At 58.0% G+C, this 22,643-nt stretch carries 15 protein-coding genes; 3 read left to right on the top strand and 12 right to left on the bottom strand.

What is annotated here, in order from left to right:
- Positions 1-87 precede the first annotated feature (87 nt).
- The gene (ppa, locus tag RAL88_RS08130) at positions 88-615 is read left to right on the top strand and encodes an inorganic diphosphatase (protein WP_306268587.1); all 528 of its coding nucleotides are present in this window, start codon (positions 88-90) and stop codon (positions 613-615) included.
- A 40-nt stretch (positions 616-655) separates the two neighbouring features.
- On the opposite strand, the gene pgi is transcribed toward ppa, so the two are convergent.
- From pgi to zwf, 4 genes are read right to left on the bottom strand one after another with little or no spacing between them, the layout of a single operon-like run.
- Positions 656-2,305 carry a glucose-6-phosphate isomerase gene (gene pgi / locus RAL88_RS08125; RefSeq protein ID WP_306268585.1) on the bottom strand — a complete coding sequence of 550 codons (1,650 nt, stop codon included), beginning with the start codon at positions 2,303-2,305 and terminating at the stop codon, positions 656-658.
- Positions 2,305-4,134, bottom strand: coding sequence for a phosphogluconate dehydratase (gene edd / locus RAL88_RS08120; RefSeq protein WP_306268583.1), 1,830 nt, complete (start codon positions 4,132-4,134; stop codon positions 2,305-2,307). The genes pgi and edd overlap by 1 nt, the downstream gene beginning before the upstream one ends.
- Positions 4,135-4,164: 30 nt before the next feature.
- Positions 4,165-4,857 (bottom strand): 6-phosphogluconolactonase, encoded by a 693-nt coding sequence (gene pgl / locus RAL88_RS08115; RefSeq protein ID WP_306268582.1) that lies wholly within the window; start codon positions 4,855-4,857, stop codon positions 4,165-4,167.
- 13 nt (positions 4,858-4,870) lie between these two features.
- The gene (zwf, locus tag RAL88_RS08110) at positions 4,871-6,346 is read right to left on the bottom strand and encodes a glucose-6-phosphate dehydrogenase (RefSeq protein WP_306268581.1); all 1,476 of its coding nucleotides are present in this window, start codon (positions 6,344-6,346) and stop codon (positions 4,871-4,873) included.
- A gap of 203 nt (positions 6,347-6,549) precedes the next feature.
- On the opposite strand from zwf, the gene RAL88_RS08105 reads away from it, so the two are divergent.
- Together RAL88_RS08105 and pbpC are read left to right on the top strand one after the other, a co-directional pair.
- Complete coding sequence (locus RAL88_RS08105; protein ID WP_306268579.1) at positions 6,550-12,117, top strand: alpha-2-macroglobulin family protein; 5,568 nt, start codon at positions 6,550-6,552, stop codon at positions 12,115-12,117.
- A 27-nt stretch (positions 12,118-12,144) separates the two neighbouring features.
- Entirely contained in the window at positions 12,145-14,205 is a 2,061-nt protein-coding gene (gene pbpC, locus RAL88_RS08100) for a penicillin-binding protein 1C (protein ID WP_306268577.1), read from the top strand.
- Positions 14,206-14,255: 50 nt separating this feature from the next.
- On the opposite strand, the gene RAL88_RS08095 is transcribed toward pbpC, so the two are convergent.
- The 8 genes from RAL88_RS08095 to RAL88_RS08060 form a co-directional block, all read right to left on the bottom strand.
- The gene (locus RAL88_RS08095) at positions 14,256-15,806 is read right to left on the bottom strand and encodes a hypothetical protein (protein WP_306268576.1); all 1,551 of its coding nucleotides are present in this window, start codon (positions 15,804-15,806) and stop codon (positions 14,256-14,258) included.
- A complete protein-coding gene (locus RAL88_RS08090) occupies positions 15,806-16,864 on the bottom strand; it encodes a glucokinase (RefSeq protein ID WP_306268574.1) in 1,059 nt (352 codons plus the stop codon). Before RAL88_RS08090 ends, RAL88_RS08095 begins: the two co-directional genes overlap by 1 nt.
- Entirely contained in the window at positions 16,861-17,913 is a 1,053-nt protein-coding gene (locus RAL88_RS08085; RefSeq protein ID WP_306268572.1) for a Gfo/Idh/MocA family protein, read from the bottom strand. The genes RAL88_RS08090 and RAL88_RS08085 overlap by 4 nt, the downstream gene beginning before the upstream one ends.
- Positions 17,910-18,983, bottom strand: coding sequence for a Gfo/Idh/MocA family protein (locus tag RAL88_RS08080; protein WP_306268570.1), 1,074 nt, complete (start codon positions 18,981-18,983; stop codon positions 17,910-17,912). The genes RAL88_RS08085 and RAL88_RS08080 overlap by 4 nt, the downstream gene beginning before the upstream one ends.
- A 69-nt stretch (positions 18,984-19,052) precedes the next feature.
- Positions 19,053-20,087, bottom strand: coding sequence for an ABC transporter substrate-binding protein (locus RAL88_RS08075; protein ID WP_306268568.1), 1,035 nt, complete (start codon positions 20,085-20,087; stop codon positions 19,053-19,055).
- Between the two features lie 41 nt (positions 20,088-20,128).
- Positions 20,129-20,899 carry an ABC transporter permease gene (locus RAL88_RS08070; protein ID WP_306268566.1) on the bottom strand — a complete coding sequence of 257 codons (771 nt, stop codon included), beginning with the start codon at positions 20,897-20,899 and terminating at the stop codon, positions 20,129-20,131.
- On the bottom strand, positions 20,896-21,687 hold the full coding sequence (locus tag RAL88_RS08065) for an ABC transporter permease (protein WP_306268565.1): 792 nt from the start codon (positions 21,685-21,687) through the stop codon (positions 20,896-20,898). Before RAL88_RS08065 ends, RAL88_RS08070 begins: the two co-directional genes overlap by 4 nt.
- Positions 21,684-22,478, bottom strand: coding sequence for an ABC transporter ATP-binding protein (locus RAL88_RS08060; RefSeq protein ID WP_306268564.1), 795 nt, complete (start codon positions 22,476-22,478; stop codon positions 21,684-21,686). The genes RAL88_RS08065 and RAL88_RS08060 overlap by 4 nt, the downstream gene beginning before the upstream one ends.
- Between the last annotated feature and the right edge of the window lie 165 nt (positions 22,479-22,643).

Raw genomic sequence — 22,643 nt, 5'->3', positions numbered from 1 at the left:
CAGAACTTGGCGGCTTTTTCTTGAAAGATGGCGCGGCTTGCGGCATGACCGCCGCAACAAGAGCTGCAACAGATGAGGCCACAGCAGATGAATCTGGATAAAATTGCAATCGGCAAAAATCCGCCGGAAGACATCAATGTCATTATCGAAGTGCCGATTGGTGACGAGCCGATCAAATATGAGCTGGACAAAGAATCCGGCGCATTATTCGTCGACCGGTTCCTGTTCACATCGATGCGCTATCCCGGCAATTACGGCTTTGTGCCTCATACGCTTTCCGAAGATGGTGATCCCGCTGACGTCATCATTGCCAATACGCGCCCGCTGATGCCTGGCTCGGTGATCAATTGCCGTCCAATTGGCGTGCTTGTGATGGAAGATGAATCCGGCGGCGATGAAAAAATTCTGGCGGTGCCGTCACGCAAGCTGACCCAGCGCTACGATAATGTCACCAACCACACCGATCTGCCAGAAATTACCCTGAAACAGATCGAGCATTTCTTTACCCACTACAAGGATCTCGAACCTAATAAATGGGTCAAGATCGTCGGTTGGGAAGATGCCGCAAGCGCCAAGAAAATGCTGATCGATGCAGTGGAACGCGCCAAAAAATAACCGGACTCAACGCAGGGTCTGACGCTTTGCCCGTCAGACCCTATTGATTTTCAGAAGATTTGCGCAATTGATGCAGATGTTTCAACAGGCCTCTGGTTGAGCCGTCGACCGGTTTTTTGCCGCTCTCGCCCTGAACCATCGGAAGCAGCGTATTGGCCAGAACCTTGCCCAGTTCAACGCCCCATTGGTCGAATGAATTGATGTTCCAGATGACGCCTTCGACAAAGACCCGGTGCTCATAAAGGGCAATCAGTCTGCCCAGCATATCCGGCGTCAGTTTGCTGTACATCATGGTCACCGACGGGCGGTTTCCGGGAAACACCTTGTGCGGGGCCAGGGCGGCGATTTCGCTGTCCGGCAATCCGGCCTGCTTCAATTCGCTTTCGACTTCTTCTCTGGATTTGCCAAGCATCAGCGCCTGACCCTGCGCCAGGCAATTGGCCAGCAGCAAATCATGATGAACGCCCAGCGTGCCAGCCTCTTCATGAGCGTTGGCGGCCACCAGGAATTCGCAGGGAACAATGCTCGTGCCCTGATGGATCAGCTGGTAGAAGGCATGCTGACCATTGGTGCCCGGCTCACCCCACACAATCGGGCCGGTGGGACCGACAGGAAGATCGCCGTCGAGGGTGGTCTGCTTGCCGTTGGACTCCATGTCGAGTTGCTGAAGATAGGCGGGAAACCGTGACAGGCGCTGATCATAAGGCAGCACGGCACGGCTTGGAAACTCGCAGATGGAGCGGTGCCAGATGCCGGTCAGCGCGAGCAGCACCGGCAGGTTCTGATCCAGTGGCGCTGTGGCAAAATGCTGGTCCATGGCATGGCCGCCGGCAAGAAAAGCGTCAAAATTCTCCGGCCCGATGGCAATCATGACGGGAAGGCCGATCGCCGACCACAGGGAATAGCGCCCGCCGACCCAATCCCAGAATCCGAACACCCGTTCCTCGGGGATGCCGAACTGGCCGGCGCGGTCCAGATTTGTGGAAATCGCGGCAAAATGATGCGGTACGGCAGCATCATCCAGATTGCCGGAAAGCCACGCTCTGGCAGACCGGGCATTGGTCATGGTTTCGATGGTGGTGAAGGTCTTGGAGGCTATTATGAACAGCGTTGTTTCCGGGTCCAGTGCCGCCAGCGTGTCGGCCATATGCGCACCGTCGACATTGGAGACATAGTGCAGCTTCGGCCCGTCATGATAGGGTTTCAGCGCCAGAGTGGCCATCGCCGGCCCAAGGTCCGATCCGCCGATGCCAATATTGACGACATCGGTGAAGTGCTTGCCGGTGGCGCCGTTGATGGTGCCGTTGCGAATACCATCGGCAAATACACGCATCGCCGTCAGCACGCTGTGCACCGGACCGATCACATCTTCGCCTTCGGTCTCAATGTCGGCGTCCAGCGGCGCCCTCAGCGCCGTGTGAAGTACAGCGCGGTCTTCCGTGGTGTTGATTTTTTCGCCGGACAGCATGGCGTCGCGGCGCTCTTCGAGCTGGCATTGCGAAGCCAGCTCCAGCAACATGGTTTTCGCCTGCTGTGAAATCTGTGTCTTGGAATAGTCCAGCAGAATGCCAACAGCTTCGGCGGAAAATGTCTTGAACCGGTGCGGATCGGCCTCAAACAGCGATTTGATCGGTATGCCGGCCTCGGAGGCACGCAGGGCCTGCAGCGGTTTGAAACGGTTCTGATCCATCATGCAACACCGTAAAGGGACGAAGCGCCGGTATCTGCCGTGCCTGCCACCGCGCGGAAGGTTGCGAACATTTCGCGGCCCATGCCGAAATCATTGGCCGAAAGGTCAGCTTCGACAAGTGCGCGCTGATCCAGTTCGTCGACCGCGACCAGAAGCTCCAGAGTTCCGGCATCCGCATCAAGGCGCATCATGTCGCCGTCACGGATTTTTCCAATAATGCCGCCGCAATTCGCTTCCGGCGTCACATGGATCGCGGCGGGCACCTTGCCGGAGGCTCCGGACATGCGCCCATCGGTCACCAACGCCACTTTCAGACCGCGTTCCTGCAGGACACCCAGAGTTGGCGTCAGCTTGTGCAATTCCGGCATACCGTTGGCGCGCGGTCCCTGAAAACGCACCACGACAATGACGTTGCGGTTGAGCTTGCCGTCCTTGAACGCCTGCAAGACATCGTTCTGGTCGTGAAATACCAGCGCCGGCGCTTCGATGAGACGGTGCTCAGGCTTGACCGCAGAGATTTTGATGACGCTGCGCCCCAGATTGCCTGTCAGCATTTTCAGCCCGCCATCGCTTTGAAACGGATTGGTGACCGGACGCAGGACATTTTCGTCATGGCTTTTTTCGGCCACCGGCACCCAGGTGACGCCGCCTTGTTCAGTCAGCTTCGGTTCATTGCGGTAGCCGTTGAGGCCGGTTCCCCAGATGGTACGGACATCTTCGTGGACAAGGCCGCCATCCAGCAACTGGCTGATAAGATATCCCATTCCGCCAGCCGCCTCGAAATGATTCACGTCGGCAAGCCCGTTGGGATAAATGCGTGCCAGAAGCGGTACTGCATCCGACAGATCGGAAATATCATCCCAGGTCAGCTTGATCCCGGCAGCAGCGGCCATGGCGACCAGATGCATGGTGTGATTGGTGGAGCCGCCAGTGGCATGCAGACCAACCACACCGTTGACTATGGCCCGCTCGTCAATGACTTCACCGGCAGGCGTGTAATCATTGCCAAGTGCAGTGATGGCCAGGGCCCGTTCGGTGGCCGCTCTGGTCAGCGCATCGCGCAAAGGTGTGTTCGGATTGACGAAACTGGCGCCCGGCAGATGCAGCCCCATGATTTCCATCAGCATCTGATTGGAGTTTGCCGTCCCGTAAAAGGTGCAGGTTCCGGGACCGTGATAGGATTTCGATTCCGCATCCAGCAGTTCCGCGCGTCCGACCTTGCCTTCAGCATAGAGCTGGCGGATGCGTGACTTCTCGCCATTGGGCAGCCCGGTCGGCATCGGGCCGGCGGGAACGAACACGGCCGGCAAGTGGCCGAAGGTCAGGGACGCAATCAGCAGACCGGGAATGATCTTGTCGCACACGCCCAGAAAGACCGCTGCATCGAACATGTTGTGCGACAGTCCAACCGCGGCGGCCATGGCAATGACATCACGGGAAAAAAGCGACAACTCCATACCCGGCTGGCCCTGCGTGACGCCGTCGCACATGGCGGGCACGCCGCCCGCGACCTGGGCCACCCCGCCGGCCTGATGCGCGGCCTGCTTGATGAGGTTGGGGAATTGTTCAAACGGCTGATGCGCCGAGAGCATGTCATTATAGGACGTGATGATGCCGATATTTGCCAGCCGGTCCCCAGCCAGTGCTTCCTTGTCGTGTGGACTGCAGGCGGCAAATCCATGGGCCAGATTGCCGCAAGACAGGGTGGTCCGGTTGGGGCCTTCCTGTGCAGCTTTGGCAATCCGCTCAAGATAGGCTGTCCGCGTCGGGCGGCTTCTTTCGATCAGGCGTTCGGTAACCTCGGCTATGCGCGGTTGAACGTCGGTCATGTCTCTATCTCCCAAGAGTTCTTGCCGGTGCTATGGGCACCAGAAAATTGTCAACTCGGTCCGGGTTTGTTGCAAAACAGCCCGCACCGGCATGTCTTCAACCGGGCCGCCAGCCAGAGCCTTACCCAAAACCTGCTGTTTCTCCCCGCCTTCGATATGCAGCGCCAGAAAAGCCGATGCCAGCAAAGCGGACAGGGTGAAGGTGATGCGCGGCTCGCCGGCACCCGGTGCCTTCATATCAATAAAGGTATCGCGATTGTCGGGATCAAGCGCTTCTGACAATTTATCGCCCTGCGGGAAAAACGAGGCCGTATGGCCATCATTTCCCATGCCCAGAACAGCGGCAGTGATGGGAAGTTCCAGGTCTTCAAAATCGGCTTCAAGCCTTGCTAGAGCGGCCTGTGGGGTTTCATCCGCCGTATAGAGCGGGAAAAACCTTGCAGCTGCGGCATTTCCGATGAGCAGATTGGATTTCACCAGAGCCGCATTGGAGCGCGCACTGGTTTCATCGACCCAGCGTTCGTCCACCAGTGTCACCGTAACGCCAGCCCAGTCGATGTCTTTTTCGCTGAGTTTGCGGAAGAACAGTTTTGGCGTGGAGCCGCCGGACACGGCCAGCAATGCCCTGCCATTAGCCTGTAATGCGGCCATCAGAGCTTCGGCCACCTGGGTTGCCAGGGCCTCTGCCAGAGCCTCTTTGTCGGCCAGTATCTGTTTGTCCATGCTTGCCACCGTGTCAGTCATCATCATGCCATGTGCGTCCGTCCCGCTCGATCAGGGCGACCGAGGCAGCAGGACCCCAGGTGCCGGCGGTGTATTTCTTCGGCGTGTCGCCAGTCTCCTCCCAGGCCTGCAGAATCGGATCAACCCACTCCCAGGCGGCTTCCACCTCGTCGCGGCGCATGAACAGGGTTGCGTTGCCCCGGATCACATCGAGAATCAGCCTTTCATAGGCATCCGGGCTGCGCACTTCGAACGCATCGGCAAAACTCATATCAAGCGGTACATGGCGCAGCCGCATGCCGCCGGGTCCGGGGTCCTTGATCATCAGCCACAATTTCACGCCCTCATCGGGCTGCAGACGGATGACCAGACGGTTTTCAGCCACGCCGCCGGCACCGGTTTCGAAAATCGAATGCGGTATCGGCCGGAATGAAACGACAATCTCCGATGAGCGCTGCGGCATGCGCTTGCCGGTGCGCAGATAAAACGGAACACCTGCCCAGCGCCAGTTGCCGACCGTTGCCTTGACGGCGACGAAGGTGGCAGTCTTGCTGGTGGTATCGCCCAGCTCTTCCAGATATCCCGGCACGGCGCCTTCCGGCCCGGCACCGCTGGTATACTGGCCGCGCACGGTTTGTTTTTCAGCCTTCTCGCCGGTAATGGGATCAAGTGAGCGCAATACTTTCAGTTTTTCATCGCGCACCGCATCGGCATTCATCGACATTGGCGGTTCCATGGCCACCAGGCAGAGAAGCTGGAGAATGTGGTTCTGCACCATATCACGCATCGCACCGGACGTGTCGTAATACGGACCGCGGCTGCCAACGCCGATGGATTCGGCAACGGTGATCTGAACATGATCGATATGGGCCGCGTTCCAGATCGGCTCAAACAGGGCATTTGCAAACCGCAGAGCCATCAGATTCTGCACGGTTTCCTTTCCCAGATAATGATCGATGCGGTAAATCTGGTCCTCGCGGAACACCTTTCCAACTGCATCGTTCAGCGCTTTAGCCGAGGCCAGATCCTTGCCGATCGGCTTTTCAATGACGACGCGGGTTTTGTCGGTGATCAAACCAGTTTTGCCGATATACTCACAAATCTGGCCGAACAGGCTCGGTGCGACGGCGAGATAGAAAGCCCGCACCCGATCCGGGAAATCATCGAGTTTGGTTTTTAATTCCTTCCAACCGGCATCATCGGTGACATCCACTGCCACATAGGACAAGCGCTCGAGGAAAGTTTTCACGGCTTTCGGATCGCGGTCTTCCTTGGGAATGAACTCCTCCAGCGCTTCCTTCGCCTTGGTCAGATATTCCTTAGGGCTGAGCGGTTTGCGCGAGACCGCGATGATGCGGCTTGTGCCGACAATCTGGCCATCCAGATGCCGGTGATACAGTGCAGGAATAATCTTGCGCTGCGCCAGGTCGCCGGTGCCGCCAAACACGACGAGATCGAATTCTTCCACCGGGATAATTTGGCTGCTCATATGGCCCCATTTCAATTCATGTTAGTCGAAAGTCGGATTTCAGACAGTCATATACGCGAAATCCGACAGGGGGCAACTTTTGCACTCGAATATGGATTTTTTTTGAGTTGGTTTTTGCCTTGATTCCGTCATTTTGGCTTCGTCTGATAGTACTATAGGATAGTGGCTCGGGGCGCAGGCAATCCGGGGTGCATGAGGGCGATATGATGAGATTTTCGGTTCCATTTTCCGTACGCAGTGCACAGCCATCAGGCAAACTATTCAAGACAACAACCATCGTCGCTTTGGCGATTGTCCTGGCGGGCAATTTTTTCGCGCCGGACGCCAGTGCTCAGGAGGTTGAGCGCCGCGTTCAAACCATTGATAATGCCGACTATACCGGCTTCGATTATCGCACTGACAAGAACGTCACTGCCGATGCCTGTTCCAGGGCCTGTATCGCAGAGAAGGAATGCAAGACTTTCACCTACAATATCGCAGCAGGCTGGTGTTTTCTGAAAAACGGATTCGGCACCCTGGAGAGCGCAGAAGGGACCATCGCTGGACGGATTCAGGTCACGACGGTGCGGGCACCTGATTCATTCAACGCGCTGGACCAGTTCAGCTTTGTGCGCCCTGAATTGCTGCGTGATCTTGACGCAATGCGCGCTTCATTTGCTGCCAATGGCCCCCAGATCGCGGTCGAAAACCTGCCTGCGCGCTACGCGGAAGCGTTGCGAGGCAGTAATTTGACGCTGTTGCGCGATGTGGCCACGGCCTGGGTTACGACCGATCCGCTGAATCTGGAGGCCTGGCGTGCTTTCGCCGAGACGTTCTCGCGCAGCCAGTCCGATAACTGGCAGGAACAGCGTGACTTTCGCAGCGCTGCCATCAGTGGGGCCTTGGAATCCTACCGGTTGGCGCAGACCAACAGCGACAAGGCCGATACACTGGCCACGCTGGCACGCGCCTTAAGAGAATCCGAGCGTTACAGGCCGGCTCTGGAAGCTTTCAAATTGAGTCTGGCAATCGAGGAAAATTCCAGAATCAGAGTGGCCTTTGACACGCTGAATGCGAAATACGGTTTTCGCATGCTGGACTATTCCATTGATAGTGATGCCGCCAGTCCGAGCGCCTGTCTGCAATTCTCTGAAAAGCTGGATGGCGACACAACCGAATATACCGATTATCTGCGCTTGAATGGTGCGGAACCGGCCGATGTTCGGGTTTCGGACAAGGAAATCTGCGTCGGCGGTCTTAGCCATGGCGAGCGCTACCGGCTTGATTTGCGGGCCGGACTTCCCGCTGCTATCGGCGAGCGAATTGAAGGTCTCGTCGCGCTGGATATCTATGTTCGTGACCGCTTGCCCAATGTGCGTTTTTCCGGCTCTGCCTATGTACTGTCGCGCTCCTATGCCAAAGGCATTCCGGTCGTAAGCGTGAATATGGACGCGGTTGATATCAGCCTGCACCGGGTCAGTGATGCAGCGGTGGCGGAATTGCTGCGAAGTGACAAATTCAACCGGCCCCTCAACAATGGTGATCTGGAGCAGCTGAAAACGGATCTTGCGACACCGGTCTGGTCCGGAGTGCTGGAAACCAATGGCCTGCTTAACCAGGAAACGACGACACTGATGCCGGTGTTTCGTGTCATCGGCGATCTGCAGCCCGGCGCCTATGTGATGATCGCAGAAGGCCCGCGAACCGGCGAAAGTTACTGGCAGCCAAAGGCGACGCAGTGGTTTGTGGTCAGTGATCTTGGACTGTCGAGCGTGTCGGCAGACGATGGTCTGCACGTGTTTGCCCGGTCTCTGGAAGACACGGCACCGCTGGCCGGCGTTGCGGTCAAGCTGGTTGCGCGCAACGCCGAGATTCTGGGGCGCGGACTGACAGATGCAAACGGCTATGTGCAGTTTGCGCCGGGTTTGCTGCGCGGGTCAGGGGCCATGAAGGCGGCGACGCTCATCGCTGAGACCGATGCACCTGATTATGCGCTGCTTGATCTGGAGCAGAGCGGGTTTGACCTGACCGACCGGGGCGTTGAAGGGCGCATGTCACCCGGCGCGGTCGATGCCTTTTTGTATACGGAACGCGGGGTCTACCGGCCCGGAGCCACGGTTTATGCAACTGCATTGGTGCGCGATGCGGAGGCAGACGCGCTGGCCGGTTTGCCAGTGACTTTCGTGTTGAAGCGCCCTGACGGCGTCGAGCAGATCCGGAAAATCTCCACCAACGACCGCAGTGGCGGCCATTCGCAGAGTTTTGCCCTGCCGCCAAGCGCGGTGCGCGGCAATTGGGATTTACAGCTTTTCACAGATCCCGAGGCGCAGCCCGTCGCAACCCGGCGGTTTCTGGTCGAGGATTTTCTTCCCGAGAGGATTGATTTCGATCTGAGCCTCGACGGTGCGGTGCTGCAGGCGGGAGAGCGTGCCACCATCAATGTCGCGGCAAGGTATCTGTTTGGTGCCCCGGCCACCGGCCTGGCTGTCGAGGGCGCTATCAGCATTGCCCCAAGCCAACCGGTTGACGGGCCGTTTAAAGGGTTTGTGTTTGGCCTGTCTGATGAGCAGTTTACGCCGGTGAATGAAACATTCGCGCCTGCCATGAGAACCGATGCCGCCGGACGCGGCCAGTTTGAGCTGGCAGTTCCTGCGGTTCCTGAAACAACGCTGCCGCTGGCGGCCACGATTTCGGTGACGATGAATGATGGCGGCGGACGCCCGGTTGAGCGCCAGATCAAGGTGCCCCTGGCGGCTAGCGGGCCGTCAATCGGTATCCGCCCGCTGTTTGAGAGTTCGGCCCCCGAAGGCGGTGCCGCCGGGTTCCAACTGGTTGCGCTGGATGAAGCGGGACAGCAGATCGCCACTGAAAATGCCAGTTATGAATTGAAGCGCATCATCAGGTCCTATCAGTGGTACCGCAAATCCAATGGTCAATGGGGCTGGGAGCCGGTCACGCGAACAGAGCGTGTGGCAAGTGGAACGCTGGCCATGGCGGCGGACCGGCTGACGCGGCTTGATGTCGATGTGGAATGGGGATCTTACCGTCTGGAAGTATCTGCCGGGAACGCGGTTGCGAGTCTGGATTTTTATGCTGGCTGGTATGTCGAGAAATCGGCATTTGATACGCCGGATGCGCTGCAGGTCGGGCTGGACCGGGACAGCTATGCGGACGGTGATGTTGCCAAGGTGCGGCTCAACGCCGAGCGGCCCGGCAAGCTGCAACTGCTGGTCGCCAATGAGGCGCTTCTGGCGCACTATCAATTCGACATCAGCGCAGGCGAGCAGAGTTTCGATGTGCCGGTAGGCGGCGACTGGGGTGCCGGGGCCTATGTTCTGGCCACGTTGTATTATCCGATGGACCTGGCCAACGGGCAGTTGCCAACCCGGTCGATCGGGGTGGAATGGCTTGGTATCAATCCCGAACCACGCACCCTTGCAGTGACCATGGACCTGCCGGAGAAAATCCGCCCCCGCACCACATTGCAGGTTCCGGTGAAGGTGATCGGGACCAATGCTGGCAGCGCACATATTGTCATATCCGCGGTGGATCTGGGTATCTTGAATCTGACCCGCTACACCCCTCCGCAACCGGAAAAATGGTATTTTTCAAAGCGCCAGCTCGGGGCGGTGCTGCGCGATCTTTATGGCCGATTGATCGATGGTCTGTCGGGGACAGCCGGACGGCTTCGCGTCGGCGGTGATGCGGCAGCAGCGGGACTTGCCATGGAAGGCAACCCTCCGGCGGAAAAGCCCGTCTCGCTGTATTCCGGCATGGTTGATCTGGATGAAAATGGCGAGGCAATCGTGTCCTTCGATGTGCCGCAGTTCAACGGCACCTTGAAACTGATGGCAGTGGCCTGGAGTGATGTGAAGCTGGGCAGTGCAAGCGCTGATGTGATTGTCCGCGACCCGGTGGTGATGACCACCACCTTGCCGCGGTTTCTGGCACCGGGAGACCGCTCGCGGCTGCTCATCCAGTTTGACAATACCGATGGTCCTGCAGGCGATTATGAGCTGGCTGTGACCACCTCTGCGGAACTGCAGCCAGGCGAGCCTGCACGCAGTCGTATCACGCTGGATGCTGGTGGGAGCGCCCGACAACTTGTGCCGCTGAGCGCATCGCAGGCGGGGGATGCTGAACTGCAAATCAGCCTGACTGGACCGGATGGCCAGGTGGTGTTGAAGGATCTGGTCCTGCCGCTGCGGGCAAATACTCAGCCGGTTTCGAACGCCGAAACCGTGATCCTGTCACGCGATGGTGCGGAAGGAGATTCCTTCACTATCGATTCTGCTGTTCTGGCGCCGTATGTTCCGGGAACCGGGAGCCTCGCTTTGGCACTTGGGGCGCGGGCGGCGTTGAATCCGGCGGCGCTATACGCCATGCTGGAGCGCTATGCCTATCGCTGCTCGGAACAGACCACCAGCCGGGCACTGCCGCTGCTGGCAGGGAAGGAACTGTCAGCCGAAGACAGGAAGACCATCGAAGAGGCCATCACCCGTCTGGTGAGTTACCAGAACAGCGCCGGTTCATTCGGTATGTGGGACAGTTCCTGGAGCCGGGATTTATGGCTCGATGCCTATGTCAGCGACTTTCTGACCAGAGCCCGCGAGGCCGGCTTTGACGTGCCGGACACAGCCTTTGAACAGGCCATCAACAATCTGAAAAACAAATTGTCGTTTGACAGCAATATTGATGCCGATGCCAATCCGATGGCCTATGCGCTCTATGTGCTAGCGCGCAATGGCGAAGCGACGCTGGGCGATCTGCGCTATTTTGCCGATGCCAAGTTCACAGCGTTTTCAACCCCGATGGCACAAGCGCAACTGGCGGCGGGTCTGGCACTTTCTGGCGAAAAGGCCCGCGCCATCTCGGCGTTCGAAGCGGCAAAGTCCACTTATATGGCCCGCCGATCCATGGGACGGTACCGCCCCGGACCGCGCGACTATGGCTCGAATATGCGCGATGGTGCGGCGATCATGGTGCTGATTGCGGAAAGCGGCCTGGAGCAGATTGATCTGACGGAACTGGCTGAAGCGGTCAGCGAAGACCGGCGCCAGAACAGCTATCTGAGCACGCAGGAAATGGCATGGCTGCTGATGGCTTCCGGTGCTGTTGCGAACACCGAAGGGTCTTTGCAGGCCGAGGTCAGCCTGGCCGGAATTCCCTATGAAAAAGAACCCGCTGGAAGTGGTGTTCTGTCTTTCAGGTTTGATGAGGATGCGCTGGCAAGGGGCGAGATCGTGGTTCGTAATTTGATGAACCGCAGCCTGCCACTGCGCATCGAGACGCGTGGCGTACCGAAAGCCTCGGCGGCTGCCCGAAGCAACGGATTTATTGTCACGCGGGCTTTCTTCAACCGTGATGGCTCGCCGGCAGAGCTGGAAATGCTGGCGCAGAATGACCGTCTGGTTGTGGTTCTGACAGTGCGCCAGATGGTTGCCCGGGCCGACCAATTGCTGCTGGTCGATCCCCTGCCTGCCGGTTTTGAAATCGATAATCCGGCGCTTCTGCAAAGTGCGAATACCGGGCTGAACTGGCTGCCAAGCACCGGGGTTCCAGCCTATTCGGCGTTTCTGGATGACCGGTTCGTGGCGGGTTTTGATGGCAAGGCGCTGGACAATCTGCCGGTCACAGACGGGTCGAATGTCTGGAGTTTTGCCTATCAGGTGCGGGCGATTTCGCCCGGCGAGTTCACACTGCCGCCGAGTTATGTGGAAGACATGTATGAGCCGGAAATATTCGGGATGACTGAGTCCTCCAGCATCAGCATTGCCGGTCCGTTGCAATAGTCCGGGACCAACAGCGTGAACCTGACTATGAAACAGCGTCTGTGCCTGCTGATCCCGGCGCTTCTGGGACTGCTGCTGTTGTCAGGCGGTCTCACAGGGCTGCAAGTCCTGCATCGGATTGCCCGCGCAACACCGGCGCTGGTCGTTGAGCAACCGCAATCCGTGACTGTCGTGGCGGCGAATGGTGAATTGTTACGCCCGTTTACGACTGCGGGTGGATATTGGCGCATTCCGGTGAAATTGAATGAGGTAGATTCTCGTCTGGTGTCGTTTTTGCTTGCCTATGAAGATCAGCGCTTTTTTGAGCATGACGGGGTCGATAGACGAGCGATGCTGCGCGCGCTGTGGCAGTTGCTGGCGAATGGGCGGGTGATTTCCGGTGCGTCGACCCTGTCAATGCAACTCGCCCGGCTGCTGAGTGATGACACCACCCGGACCATGACCGGCAAAATCCGGCAGATCGTGCAGGCCCGGCGGCTGGAGGTCAGGCTCAGCAAGCAGGAAATTCTCACACTCTATCTCAATCATGCGCCTTATGGCGGCAATCTGGAAGGGGTCAGAGCTGCCAGCTGGGCCTATTTCGGCAAGGAACCGGGCTGGCTTAATCTGGCGGAAATTGCCTTGTTGATTGCCTTGCCGCAGGCACCCGAGACACGTCGGCCGGATCGTTTCGCAGAGGCTGCGCGCAAGGCGCGCAACCGTGTTCTGGAGCGGCTGGCAGCCGATGGGCTTATCTCCAACGAGGATGCCGAGCGGGCGTCCGGCGCAGCTATTCCCGACCGGCGACAACCGTTTCCGATGCTAGCTCCGCATCTTGCCGAAGAACTGCAGTCGGCTGATGATGCGGGATTGATCATTCAAACAAGTATCGATTTTGCGCTGCAGGCCTCACTGGAAAAACATATCACACAGCGCAGCGCCGGCCTTGGCCGCGGATTTTCCATCGCTGCGCTAGTGGTTGATCACCAGAGCGGCGCGATCCGTGCTTCGGTCGGTGGACCGGGACTGCTGTCTGGAAATGCCGCCGCCTATATCAATATGATCCGCGCGGTCCGCTCGCCCGGTTCTACGCTCAAACCGCTGATTTACGGTCTCGCATTCGAGGCAGGCATTGCCCATCCCAATACGCTGATCGAGGACCGGCCAGTGGCGTTTTCCGACTACGCTCCGGAAAATTTCAATACCGGATTTTATGGCACAATGACCATTTCCGAAGCGCTGAAACTGTCTCTCAACATACCGGCCATCGCAGTGCTCGATAAAATCAGCCCGCGCCGGTTGTCCAGCCGGTTGCGACGGGCTGGTGCCACGCCGCGCTTTGCCGAAGACGCGCAGCCGGGGCTGGCGATGGGACTTGGCGGCGTCGGCTTGACGCTGGAAGAACTTGTTCGTCTCTATGGCGCGATTGCCCGATACGGGGCGGCACTTGACCTGCAGATCCGCCCGCAGATGGAGCCGCAAGGATCTGCCGGCCGGGTGCTCAGCGCAGCGGCCTCGGATCTGCTGATGAAATCGATGCTGTATGAGCCGCAGGGGCGCAATCCGAAGCGCGGAAATCTGGTCTACAAGACCGGGACATCCTACGGCTACAGAGATGCCTGGACCATTGGCTTTGACGGACGTCATGTGGTTGGTATCTGGGTCGGTCGGCCTGACAATGCACCGGCCGGATATATTACCGGGGCGACGACCGCCCTGCCGATTTTTCTGGATGTGTTCGCGCGGCTCGGCACCAGTCCACATCCGGCGTTGAACAGCGCTGTTCTGACGGCAAATGCCGATCTGCCATCCCATTTGCAACGGTTCGGCAGGGTGTCGGGGCCTAGTGCGGAAGTCGCCTCGCCCCGCCCGGTCATTGCATTTCCCCAGGCTGATACGGACCTGCAAATGCAGGGCGATGGATCAGTGGCGCTGAAAGTTCGTGGCGGAGCCGCGCCGTTCACCTGGCTGGCCGATGGCCGCCCGGTTGCCAGTCGTGCTTTGCGCCGGGAAAGCTTTTTCCGTCCTTCCGGTCCGGGCTTTTCCACGCTGACAGTGATTGATTCAAAAGGCCGAACAGATCAGGTCAATATTCGCCTGATGCAATGACGTTGAATGAAGGCCTTCGGGTATTGCGGTTTGCGGAACAGGAAACTGTGTTACCGGCAGAAAAATGCGCTGCTCCAGACCCATTGTCCGTTGAGCTGCCGCATTCTCAAACTCACCCAATCGCCCTGTTTCAGCGGGCCGGCGGCCAAGCGGCCGTGCCATTGCCACTGTTCTGGCCTGATAAGCGGATGGAAGCGGAATGCTGGCGTATCTATCGCGCCGAGGTTTCCTGATAACGCGCCCATGGCCAGCCGCTCAGCGGGAACTTCAATGTGAACATCGCCGAACTCTGCCCGAATGATTGCGTCAGCGGAGAGGCGGACGCGACAACAGAAGGATTGGGTCGATGGGGTGGAATTGTTGGGGTTGGAATAGGACCGAACATCAAACTGAACTCGGTTACCCTCACGAGTGAGGACATTTTGCCTTTGAACCCGCGCTTTGCCCTCCGTCGGGGATACAACTTCCGGTCCGCGCAGACGAGGCTCCAGCGAAAGGATTTCGCCCCCCTCCAGGGCCAGGGATCCGATCCAGTCCTGATGAGTGCCACGCGAACCCCAACCCAGTTCCAACGTCAGCAGGCTTTCAATGCCGCTTGCATCGCTATCAACGGGGCTTGGCGTTACCGCCGGAGTAATGCGCTGGATAACATGTCCATTTTTGACCACGTCAATAAAGTCGATGGCACTGCCGCCAATGGCTTCCACATCCAGCATCGCGTTGGCTGTCGGAGATACAAAACCGCCCTGCATGGTGCCGTCGAGCATGCCAAACAGATGACAATTATCACCCGTCAGCGCATTGCAATGGCGGGCATGTATGGCCCCCCAAATTGTGGCACTTGTGTTTTCAGGCGCATAGACCGCCCCCCGTCCGTGGCCGTATGATCCCGGATGTCCGCTGTGATGATCCGTGTTGCCGATGACACCGAACACATGCCCCCGGTTCCAGCCATTATGCACCGTGTTGACCCCATCGCACGGTCCCATGGAGTGCAGGAACGGCCGCTCAACCAATGAACTTTCCGAACATCCATGCATCGAAATCAGTTCCAGAACAGGCGATAGTTCTTCGTTGAAGGACTGCCAATTGATGCCCCGCGCACCCGTTCGATAGCCAATGTGGTGGGGGAATGCGAATGCGGCATCGCCAAATTCCTGCCGGAGCGCGGCCAACAACTCGGCCGGTGTGTCAGCCATTGGCATCGCCTGATTGTCAAGTTCCCTCAGGACAATCGTGTAGTCGCCATGGGCGCAGGAGTGCATCTCATAGCCTGGAAAAACCGTAAATTTTCCTGCGTCATGGTATTTTTTCAAAGTTGCAAAATGGCCCGGCCAGAGCTGCTTCAGACGCGCGAACCCTTCCACATGAAATGCGACAATATGCGCCACGCTGGGATCGTCGACAGGCATATCCGGCCAATAGGCGTGTCCCGTGACGGACACGAAGTCGAGTTGCTGGCGCGCATTTTCCAACGCCCCTTCAAGACTGCCATGGCCATAGGAAATGGCGCAATGATTGTGAATATCACCATAATATGCCTGCACGCCGAACTTTGCGGCAAGCGGCATCAGGCGTTCGGGGAGGCGTTCCGTCGGCATCAAAGAGCCCCTTCTATGAGTGATGTGTGATTTGATCGGCTTTGTTCCAGGGTTTTCGCTGCATTCCTGACAAGCCAGTCCATGCAGCCAGACAAAGCCGCATGATCGTCCAGAATGAGGTAGACCGGGAATTGTTTCATCTGCTCGGCCATGCGGCCCTTGTTGCGGAACGCGACGCCAAACGGGCCGTCATAAGACGTCAGAAACGGAGCAAGAGCGCGGGTAACGCCGCCATTCAGAAAAACGCCGCCATAGGCCATGAAAGTCAGCGCCAGATCACCTGCAGTGCGCCCCAGAATGCGGGCGAATTCGTTGCAGGCCTGTTCTGCGCAAGGATCGTCTCCAGCCGCCCCGGAGCGGACGATGGCGTAGCTGCCTTCAAATTGTGCGCTCTGTCCTTTGCGTTCGCAAATTAAGTGATAGAGCGCAACAAGCCCGACGCCGGACAATATCCGCTCCTGCGAGCAGCGGCCAAAACGGTCTGACATTTGGTGTTGCAGATCTCTGTCGATATCCGTTTCCACAGCAAGCGTTGTGTGGCCGGTCTCGGAACGGATAATTTCGCCCGAGGCTGTGCAGGCTGCGCTGTTGAAGCCCGTTCCGGCACCCAGAATGACCCGGGTCTGGGCCTCGCCTTTGGCAATATCTGGCGTAATTGCGCGCTGCGACAGATCAGCAGGCCGGTTCAAAGCATGGCCGAGGGCCTCAAAATCGTTAATCAGGAACACGGCGGCACCACCGCAGATATGGGAGATCACGTTTCGGTCCAATGTCCAGTCCCGGTTGGTCAACGCAACGCAATCGCCCGTGATCGGGGCTGCCAGCGCAATCACGACACAAGAGAGCTGACACGATGCGGCAAAATCCTGGAGATAGTGAGCCAGCAGGGCGTCGAAGCTTTGGAAACCATTGTTCTCAAGGCTGATGCATGTTTCCGGGACCATGCTGTCATGCTGCACCAGGGCCAATCGACAAGAGGTGCCGCCAAGATCGCAGACAAGGTGAGTCACAGGGTCACCGTGATCCTGCTCAACCACGCTGGCTGCCATGAGGGTCATTGCGCACCCTCGGGATATTTGATGGATTGGCGGACGCCGGTGCGCGCTGCATCATAGGCAGCGTCGATCATGGCAAAAGCGCGCAAACCATCATCGACACCGGTTGGCATCGCACGCCCTTGCGCCAAGGCATCGATAAACGCCCAGGCAACGTGCTCATGAAACACACCGGTTTTGAAATGCGGGACCAGATCAAGGCTTTGCCACTCTCCCCCGGTGCCAATCCGGCGAAAGACCTGCATGAAATCGCGCTCGCGTGTCGGCCGGGATGCAATATCCACACCGCTGACCAGAACAGTGCCGTTTGTGCCGTAAACCTCGATTGAGGCGTCGGCGGCGGCGAAGCACCAGCTTGTTGCGACTTCTGCAATGAGGCCATTTGCATAGAAGAAGCTTGCCAGAGCAGTGTCTTCAACGGGCAGGTTCAAAGTCGCCGATGCAATCATCGCCGAAACACTCTCCGGCTCGCCGAAAACCAGTCGAAGAAAATCCGCCGCATGGACGCCTTCGTCGAGCAGAGTTCCGCCGCCTGATTTGGCCGGATCAACGAACCAGGCGCGTTTGAATGCCTCGTTGAGCCCGTGACTATGACCATGGCGCACCCGCACCATTGTGATCTGGCCCAGATCCCCGCTGTCGACACAATCTTTGATGGCTTGCGTGACCGGATCGAACCGCTTGGGAAAGCTTTGCATGAACAGTGCGCCGGTGCGCTGAAGAACATCGCGGATTTCCAACCCGTCCGCCTCTGTTATGCCGAGCGGTTTTTCACACAGGATCGCTTTGCCGGCTTCGGCGGCCTGTTTTATCAAAGCCTTGTGTTCGACAGTGGTGGAACAGATGGCGACCGCCTCACAGGCATCCAGCAGCGCTGACAGGTCCTGACATATTTCGGTGCCATGCTCCGCCGCAAAGGACGCTGCGATGTCAGGGTCAGCATCCCAAAGCCCGGCTAATTCGGCATTGTCGCTCTGCTTTATAGCGTTTGCCCAGAAGTTGGCGTGGTAGTGTTGCACGCCCAGCAACGCGATCCGAATAGCGGCGGTCATTGGCCTGTCTCCTGGTGCTGGGGGGTTAACGGAACTGTGACGGTCGATCCGTTTTTGGCGGCGCTATAGATGGTCTCGGCTACCTGGATAGAGGACAGGCCTGCCTGTGCAGTATCATCGCCCGGCATCTGGCCCGCCGCGACGTTGATCCAGTGAAAATGATGCGCCTGGCCCAGCGGCTCCTCTGCGACTTCAGGGGGTGTGATCCAGCCGCTCTGTCCGGTTACCTCCGGCGCAAAAATTGCGGCGGCTCCCCGTTCTGTGCGCAGCCAGACTGTGCCTTTGTCAGCATAGAGCTCGAGACGAAACCGGTCACATCCGGCAATTTCCGTATAACTCATTTCGTGGCTGACCAATGCGCCGGATTGCAGCGCATATCGTGCCATCGCGTTGTCCTCAAGAGTGGTGCGGATGCGCCGTCCGTCTTCCAGAACACGTTCCGGCCTGTGTGTCGTCACGGCGGCGCTTACCGAGGCAATCGGACCGGCAATATGCTGCACCAGATCAATGCCATGCACGCCCAGTTGCATGACCACGCCACCTGCCACATTGTCCGGGGAATAGAACCAGTCAGCCCAATCGGCGCCTGGCGTGGCATTGCGAATGCGGATGGAGTGGATGGTGCCCAGAGCGCCGGATGCCAGCAGTGATTTCAGCCAGCGGACTTCGGGGAAATAGCGGTGCATGAAACTGACTGTCAGCGTTGCCGCCACAGTCTTGGCCATAGCCAGAATATCGCGGCACTCATTGGAATTCATCGCCATTGGTTTTTGCAGCAGGGTGGTTTTTCCAGCCTGCAACGCATCAAGCGTCATTTGGTGATGGGTGGCGTCAGGCGTGGCGATCACCACGGCATCAATTGCCGGATCAGCCAGCACCGCGTGATAATCGGTCGAGATTTTATCGATTCCCAGTGCATCTGCACGCTTCCTGGTCTTTTCAGGCGAGCGCCCGACCAGGACCGAGATATTTGTCGCTCCTGCGGCTTTCAGACCGGCGACGTGATAATCAGCGATAAATCCAGCGCCGATCACTGCAATGTTCAGTTCATTTGCCACGCGAGGGGTCATTGTCATTCCGGAAATTGAGTGGAGTTTGGCGCCCCGGATGCACCGGAGCGCCGTGTCACAAGGTGAGGGTCAGGGTTTCCATTGACCTTCGATCTTGACCAGATCAGCATTCGCTGCTGCCAGAGGATCTGAGTAGGTATAGCTCAGCGGATCCTGTGGTTGCTGAATGCGGTTGGTCTCCTGGAGGAACGTGGTGATCGCATTCATGTCTTCGACATAGGCTTCGTCGATGGTGGCATCGAACGTGTAGTTCGACAGCAGGTCCTGATTCATTTCCATCGGCTGATCCTGAAAATCCGAGAATATTTTCAGAACTTCGTCCTTGTTTGCCGGATCGGAGACATAGGCCTGGGTTTCAACCAGAACCTTCACCAATGCATTCGTGGCATTCGGGTTGTCGCGAACCCAGTCCTGCGAGGCGACCCAGACAGTGCGGTTGTTTGACACCTGTACATCCGCGTCCATGTTCTGCGCAAAGCCGCTTTTGGTGCCGGTATGAACAACTTTGGTGTCCTGCTGGCTGAGAGCCAGATAAGGCCAGGGCTCCCAAAAGACGATGCCTTGGATTTCATTGTTCTTCATCGCCGCCATCGCCTCGGACGGGGCGAGGTTGACCAATTGTAGCTTGCTGCTGTCCAGCCCGTAATGTTTTGCAACATTGCCGACCAGCGCACCCGAGGTCGAACTGACGAAGAGGCCGAGCCGGACGTTGTAGAGATCTTCAGGCTTGTCGACGCCTGCATCCTTGCGCACGACGATTTTTTCCAGCCCATGGCTGACGGCATTCGAGCCCAGAACCACGACCGGTATACCATTGTGAGCCATCGCAATTGGCGGCAGGTTACCTGGAGTCCAAAGCTGGATTTCACCGGCCAGCAATGCCTCGCCTGCCAGATTGCCCGATTGGAATTTCTCGAACGTCACATTTTCAAACCCGGCGTCTTTAAAGAAGCCTTTCTCCTGCGCGACAATATGAACGAGGAATGGCAGATCAACGCCAATGCTGATCGATAATGTATCGGTTTCCAGCTCCTGTGCGGTCGCCATTCCGGCTCCCAGCGCAAAGGCTGCGCCAAGGATTGTCTGTCTGAGTATCTTAATCATGATTACCTCCTGTTTTGTGGTTGATAGTGATGGTCAGGCTTTCATCGGCTGCCGTGCCAGCGGCCAATCCAACGCTGGATGACCCCGCCAATGGCGGCGTCAGTCAGCAAATTCAGTGCTCCGATCAGAAGGATGCCAACGATGATGACGCTGACCGATCCTCCGGTGTTGCGCTCATTCATGATCATGTAGCCAAGCCCGCGGTCGGCAGCGATCAACTCGGCCGCGACCAGAATCCCGAAGCTGAGACCCCAGCCGATGCGAATGCCGGTTGCCAGATCGGGCGACGCTGCGGGCACGATGACGCGCAGTAACAACCGCCAGCCGGACAGGCCAAATGTCTGTGCGGCCCGGATCAGGACCGGGTCGACCGACCGCACCCCCTGATAGGCCGCTGTCACCACCGGAAAGAATGCTCCCAGAAAGATGATGAACAATTTTGAAGGTTCTCCGAGGCCAAACCAGATGATGGCTAACGGGATCCAGGCCAGCGGCGGGATAGGACGCAGCAGCTCGATTATCGGGCGCACGATCAGACCGAAGCCGCGCGACCAACCGGCCATGATGCCGATGACGACGCCAGCGAACGCGCCTAACAGGAAACCCAGAAAGACACGCATCAGGCTCCAACCGATATGTTCGGCCACGCGATCGGCGGACATCAGCTTGATCGCCTGCGCAATCGCCATTGTCGGGCTGGGAAAAATTGTCGGATCAATGGCACCGCTGCGCGAAGCAAACTCCCAGGCGGAGATGACAAGCGCACTTCCGATCAGACCCAGCAGGACATTGCTTTGGCTCAGCTGTTTCATCGCTTCACCTCGTCAATGCTGGATGCCCAGGGCAGCATCACTCGCTCAAGTGCGGCCAGACCGGTTGAGATGAGGAAGCCAAGCACACCAATGACCAGCATGCCGACGATGGTGATCTCGCTTTTGTAAAAGGTGCGCGCTTCCATGATCAGGGCACCCAGCCCTTCGATGGTGCCGATCATTTCGGCCCCGACGATCACCATGAACCCGACGCCCAGTGCCATGCGGGCTCCTGCAAAGATGCGGGGCAGGGCCGCCGGCAGAACGACACTGCGGTAGAGTTCTATGCCGCTCAGACCAAAGGACCGGCCAGCGCGTATCAAAACAGGATCAACATATTTGACGCCCGCAATGACGTTCGACAGCATGACCCAGAAACACCCGTAGCCAATCAATACGATCTTGGTCAGTTCACCGGCGCCGAACCAGACGATGACAAGGGGCAGCAGGCTGAGCGTTGCAATCGAGCGGAAAAAGACGATGGCTGGAGCCAGCATTTTGTCCAGCACCGGAAAGGCCGCGATCACCAGCCCAGCCGGAATGGCCAGCGCGATGGCGGCGGTATAGCCCTGCACTATACGCCACACCGTTGTGAGAGTATGCGACCACAGGGTCACGCCTGTTGGGAAGCCAATTGTGGATATTTCAACAAACCCGCGGGCTATCTTGCTGGCAGGCGGAAACTGATATTCCTTCAGGTAGCCATACCGTACGCCCAATTCCCACAGCAGGATCAGGGCGGCGATGACCGCAAATGCGCTGACATATGGGAATACCCGGCGGATCATGATGACAGACCGCTCCAGACGTCCTGATACAATTCGTTAAAGCCGACACTGGTGCGCTGGCGGGGCCGGGACAGCTCGACGGTCAGATCCCGGGCGATCCGTCCGGGATGAGGTGCCAACAGGACCACGCGATCAGACAGGATCAGTGCCTCGTTGATCGAATGGGTGACGAAGACAACGGTCTTCTTGCGCACCTCCCAGATGCGCAGCAGCTCTTGCTGCATCTCGATCCTTGTCAGCTCATCCAATGCGCCGAACGGCTCGTCCATCAAGAGGATGTCGGGATCCAGTGCCAGCGCCCGTGCAATCGCGACGCGTTGCTGCATGCCACCGGACAGCTCGCGGGGGTATCTGTTTGATGCCTGCTCCAGACCGACCAGACTGAGCAGCTCTTCGGCCTGATCGCGCTGTTCCGCTTTGGACATGCGAGCGGTGCGAAAGCCGAATTCAACATTGGCCTGCGCGGTAAGCCAGGGAAACAGGGCATGCTGCTGAAACACGACGCCCTGCCCCTGCCCGGGACCTTTCACATCGCGGCCATTGATCTGAACAATCCCCGTCGACGGCGCTTCAAGCCCGGCGATGATATTCAGCAGGGTGGTTTTGCCGCAGCCGCTTCTGCCAACGAGCGAGACGAATTGATTTTCCGCAATATCCAGATCAATGCCTTCAAGCACTGTCACTCCGTCCGCTGCGGGTTCGCCAAATATCTTGGACAGTGAGCCGATGTGAATCACGGGCAGGGCACTTGCTGCACCTTCAGCCTCCGCGTTCAGAGTTGGCGCGGTCATAAAAGCGGGTCCTCCCGAACGCGATTTCAAGGTCTTTAAATACAATACTGATATATATTGTATTGTAAACTCATTTTGTATTTTTCCAGTGCTGAAAATTCAATTTGGCCGCTGTCCGCCGTAAAACAGCACTTGTCATATTGTATCTGGGAATGTATCTAAGGG

It is taken from the genome of Pararhizobium sp. IMCC3301, from assembly GCF_030758315.1.
Taxonomy (GTDB): Bacteria; Pseudomonadota; Alphaproteobacteria; order Rhizobiales.
The sequence above is the reverse complement of the archived record's forward strand: the minus strand, read 5'-3'. Positions and strand labels throughout refer to the sequence as shown.

Excerpts from the sequence above, each read along its gene's own strand:
- RAL88_RS08090 (WP_306268574.1), bottom strand. The coding sequence starts at position 16,864 with ATGACCCTCATGGCAGCCAGCGTGGTTGAGCAGGATCACGGTGACCCT.
- RAL88_RS08070 (WP_306268566.1), bottom strand. The coding sequence starts at position 20,899 with ATGAAACAGCTGAGCCAAAGCAATGTCCTGCTGGGTCTGATCGGAAGT.
- RAL88_RS08105 (WP_306268579.1), top strand. The coding sequence starts at position 6,550 with ATGATGAGATTTTCGGTTCCATTTTCCGTACGCAGTGCACAGCCATCA.
- ppa (WP_306268587.1), top strand. The coding sequence starts at position 88 with ATGAATCTGGATAAAATTGCAATCGGCAAAAATCCGCCGGAAGACATC.
- RAL88_RS08060 (WP_306268564.1), bottom strand. The coding sequence starts at position 22,478 with ATGACCGCGCCAACTCTGAACGCGGAGGCTGAAGGTGCAGCAAGTGCC.
- RAL88_RS08075 (WP_306268568.1), bottom strand. The coding sequence starts at position 20,087 with ATGATTAAGATACTCAGACAGACAATCCTTGGCGCAGCCTTTGCGCTG.
- edd (WP_306268583.1), bottom strand. The coding sequence starts at position 4,134 with ATGACCGACGTTCAACCGCGCATAGCCGAGGTTACCGAACGCCTGATC.
- pgi (WP_306268585.1), bottom strand. The coding sequence starts at position 2,305 with ATGGATCAGAACCGTTTCAAACCGCTGCAGGCCCTGCGTGCCTCCGAG.
- RAL88_RS08085 (WP_306268572.1), bottom strand. The coding sequence starts at position 17,913 with ATGACCGCCGCTATTCGGATCGCGTTGCTGGGCGTGCAACACTACCAC.
- pbpC (WP_306268577.1), top strand. The coding sequence starts at position 12,145 with ATGAAACAGCGTCTGTGCCTGCTGATCCCGGCGCTTCTGGGACTGCTG.
- zwf (WP_306268581.1), bottom strand. The coding sequence starts at position 6,346 with ATGAGCAGCCAAATTATCCCGGTGGAAGAATTCGATCTCGTCGTGTTT.
- RAL88_RS08065 (WP_306268565.1), bottom strand. The coding sequence starts at position 21,687 with ATGATCCGCCGGGTATTCCCATATGTCAGCGCATTTGCGGTCATCGCC.
- pgl (WP_306268582.1), bottom strand. The coding sequence starts at position 4,857 with ATGGACAAACAGATACTGGCCGACAAAGAGGCTCTGGCAGAGGCCCTG.
- RAL88_RS08080 (WP_306268570.1), bottom strand. The coding sequence starts at position 18,983 with ATGACCCCTCGCGTGGCAAATGAACTGAACATTGCAGTGATCGGCGCT.
- RAL88_RS08095 (WP_306268576.1), bottom strand. The coding sequence starts at position 15,806 with ATGCCGACGGAACGCCTCCCCGAACGCCTGATGCCGCTTGCCGCAAAG.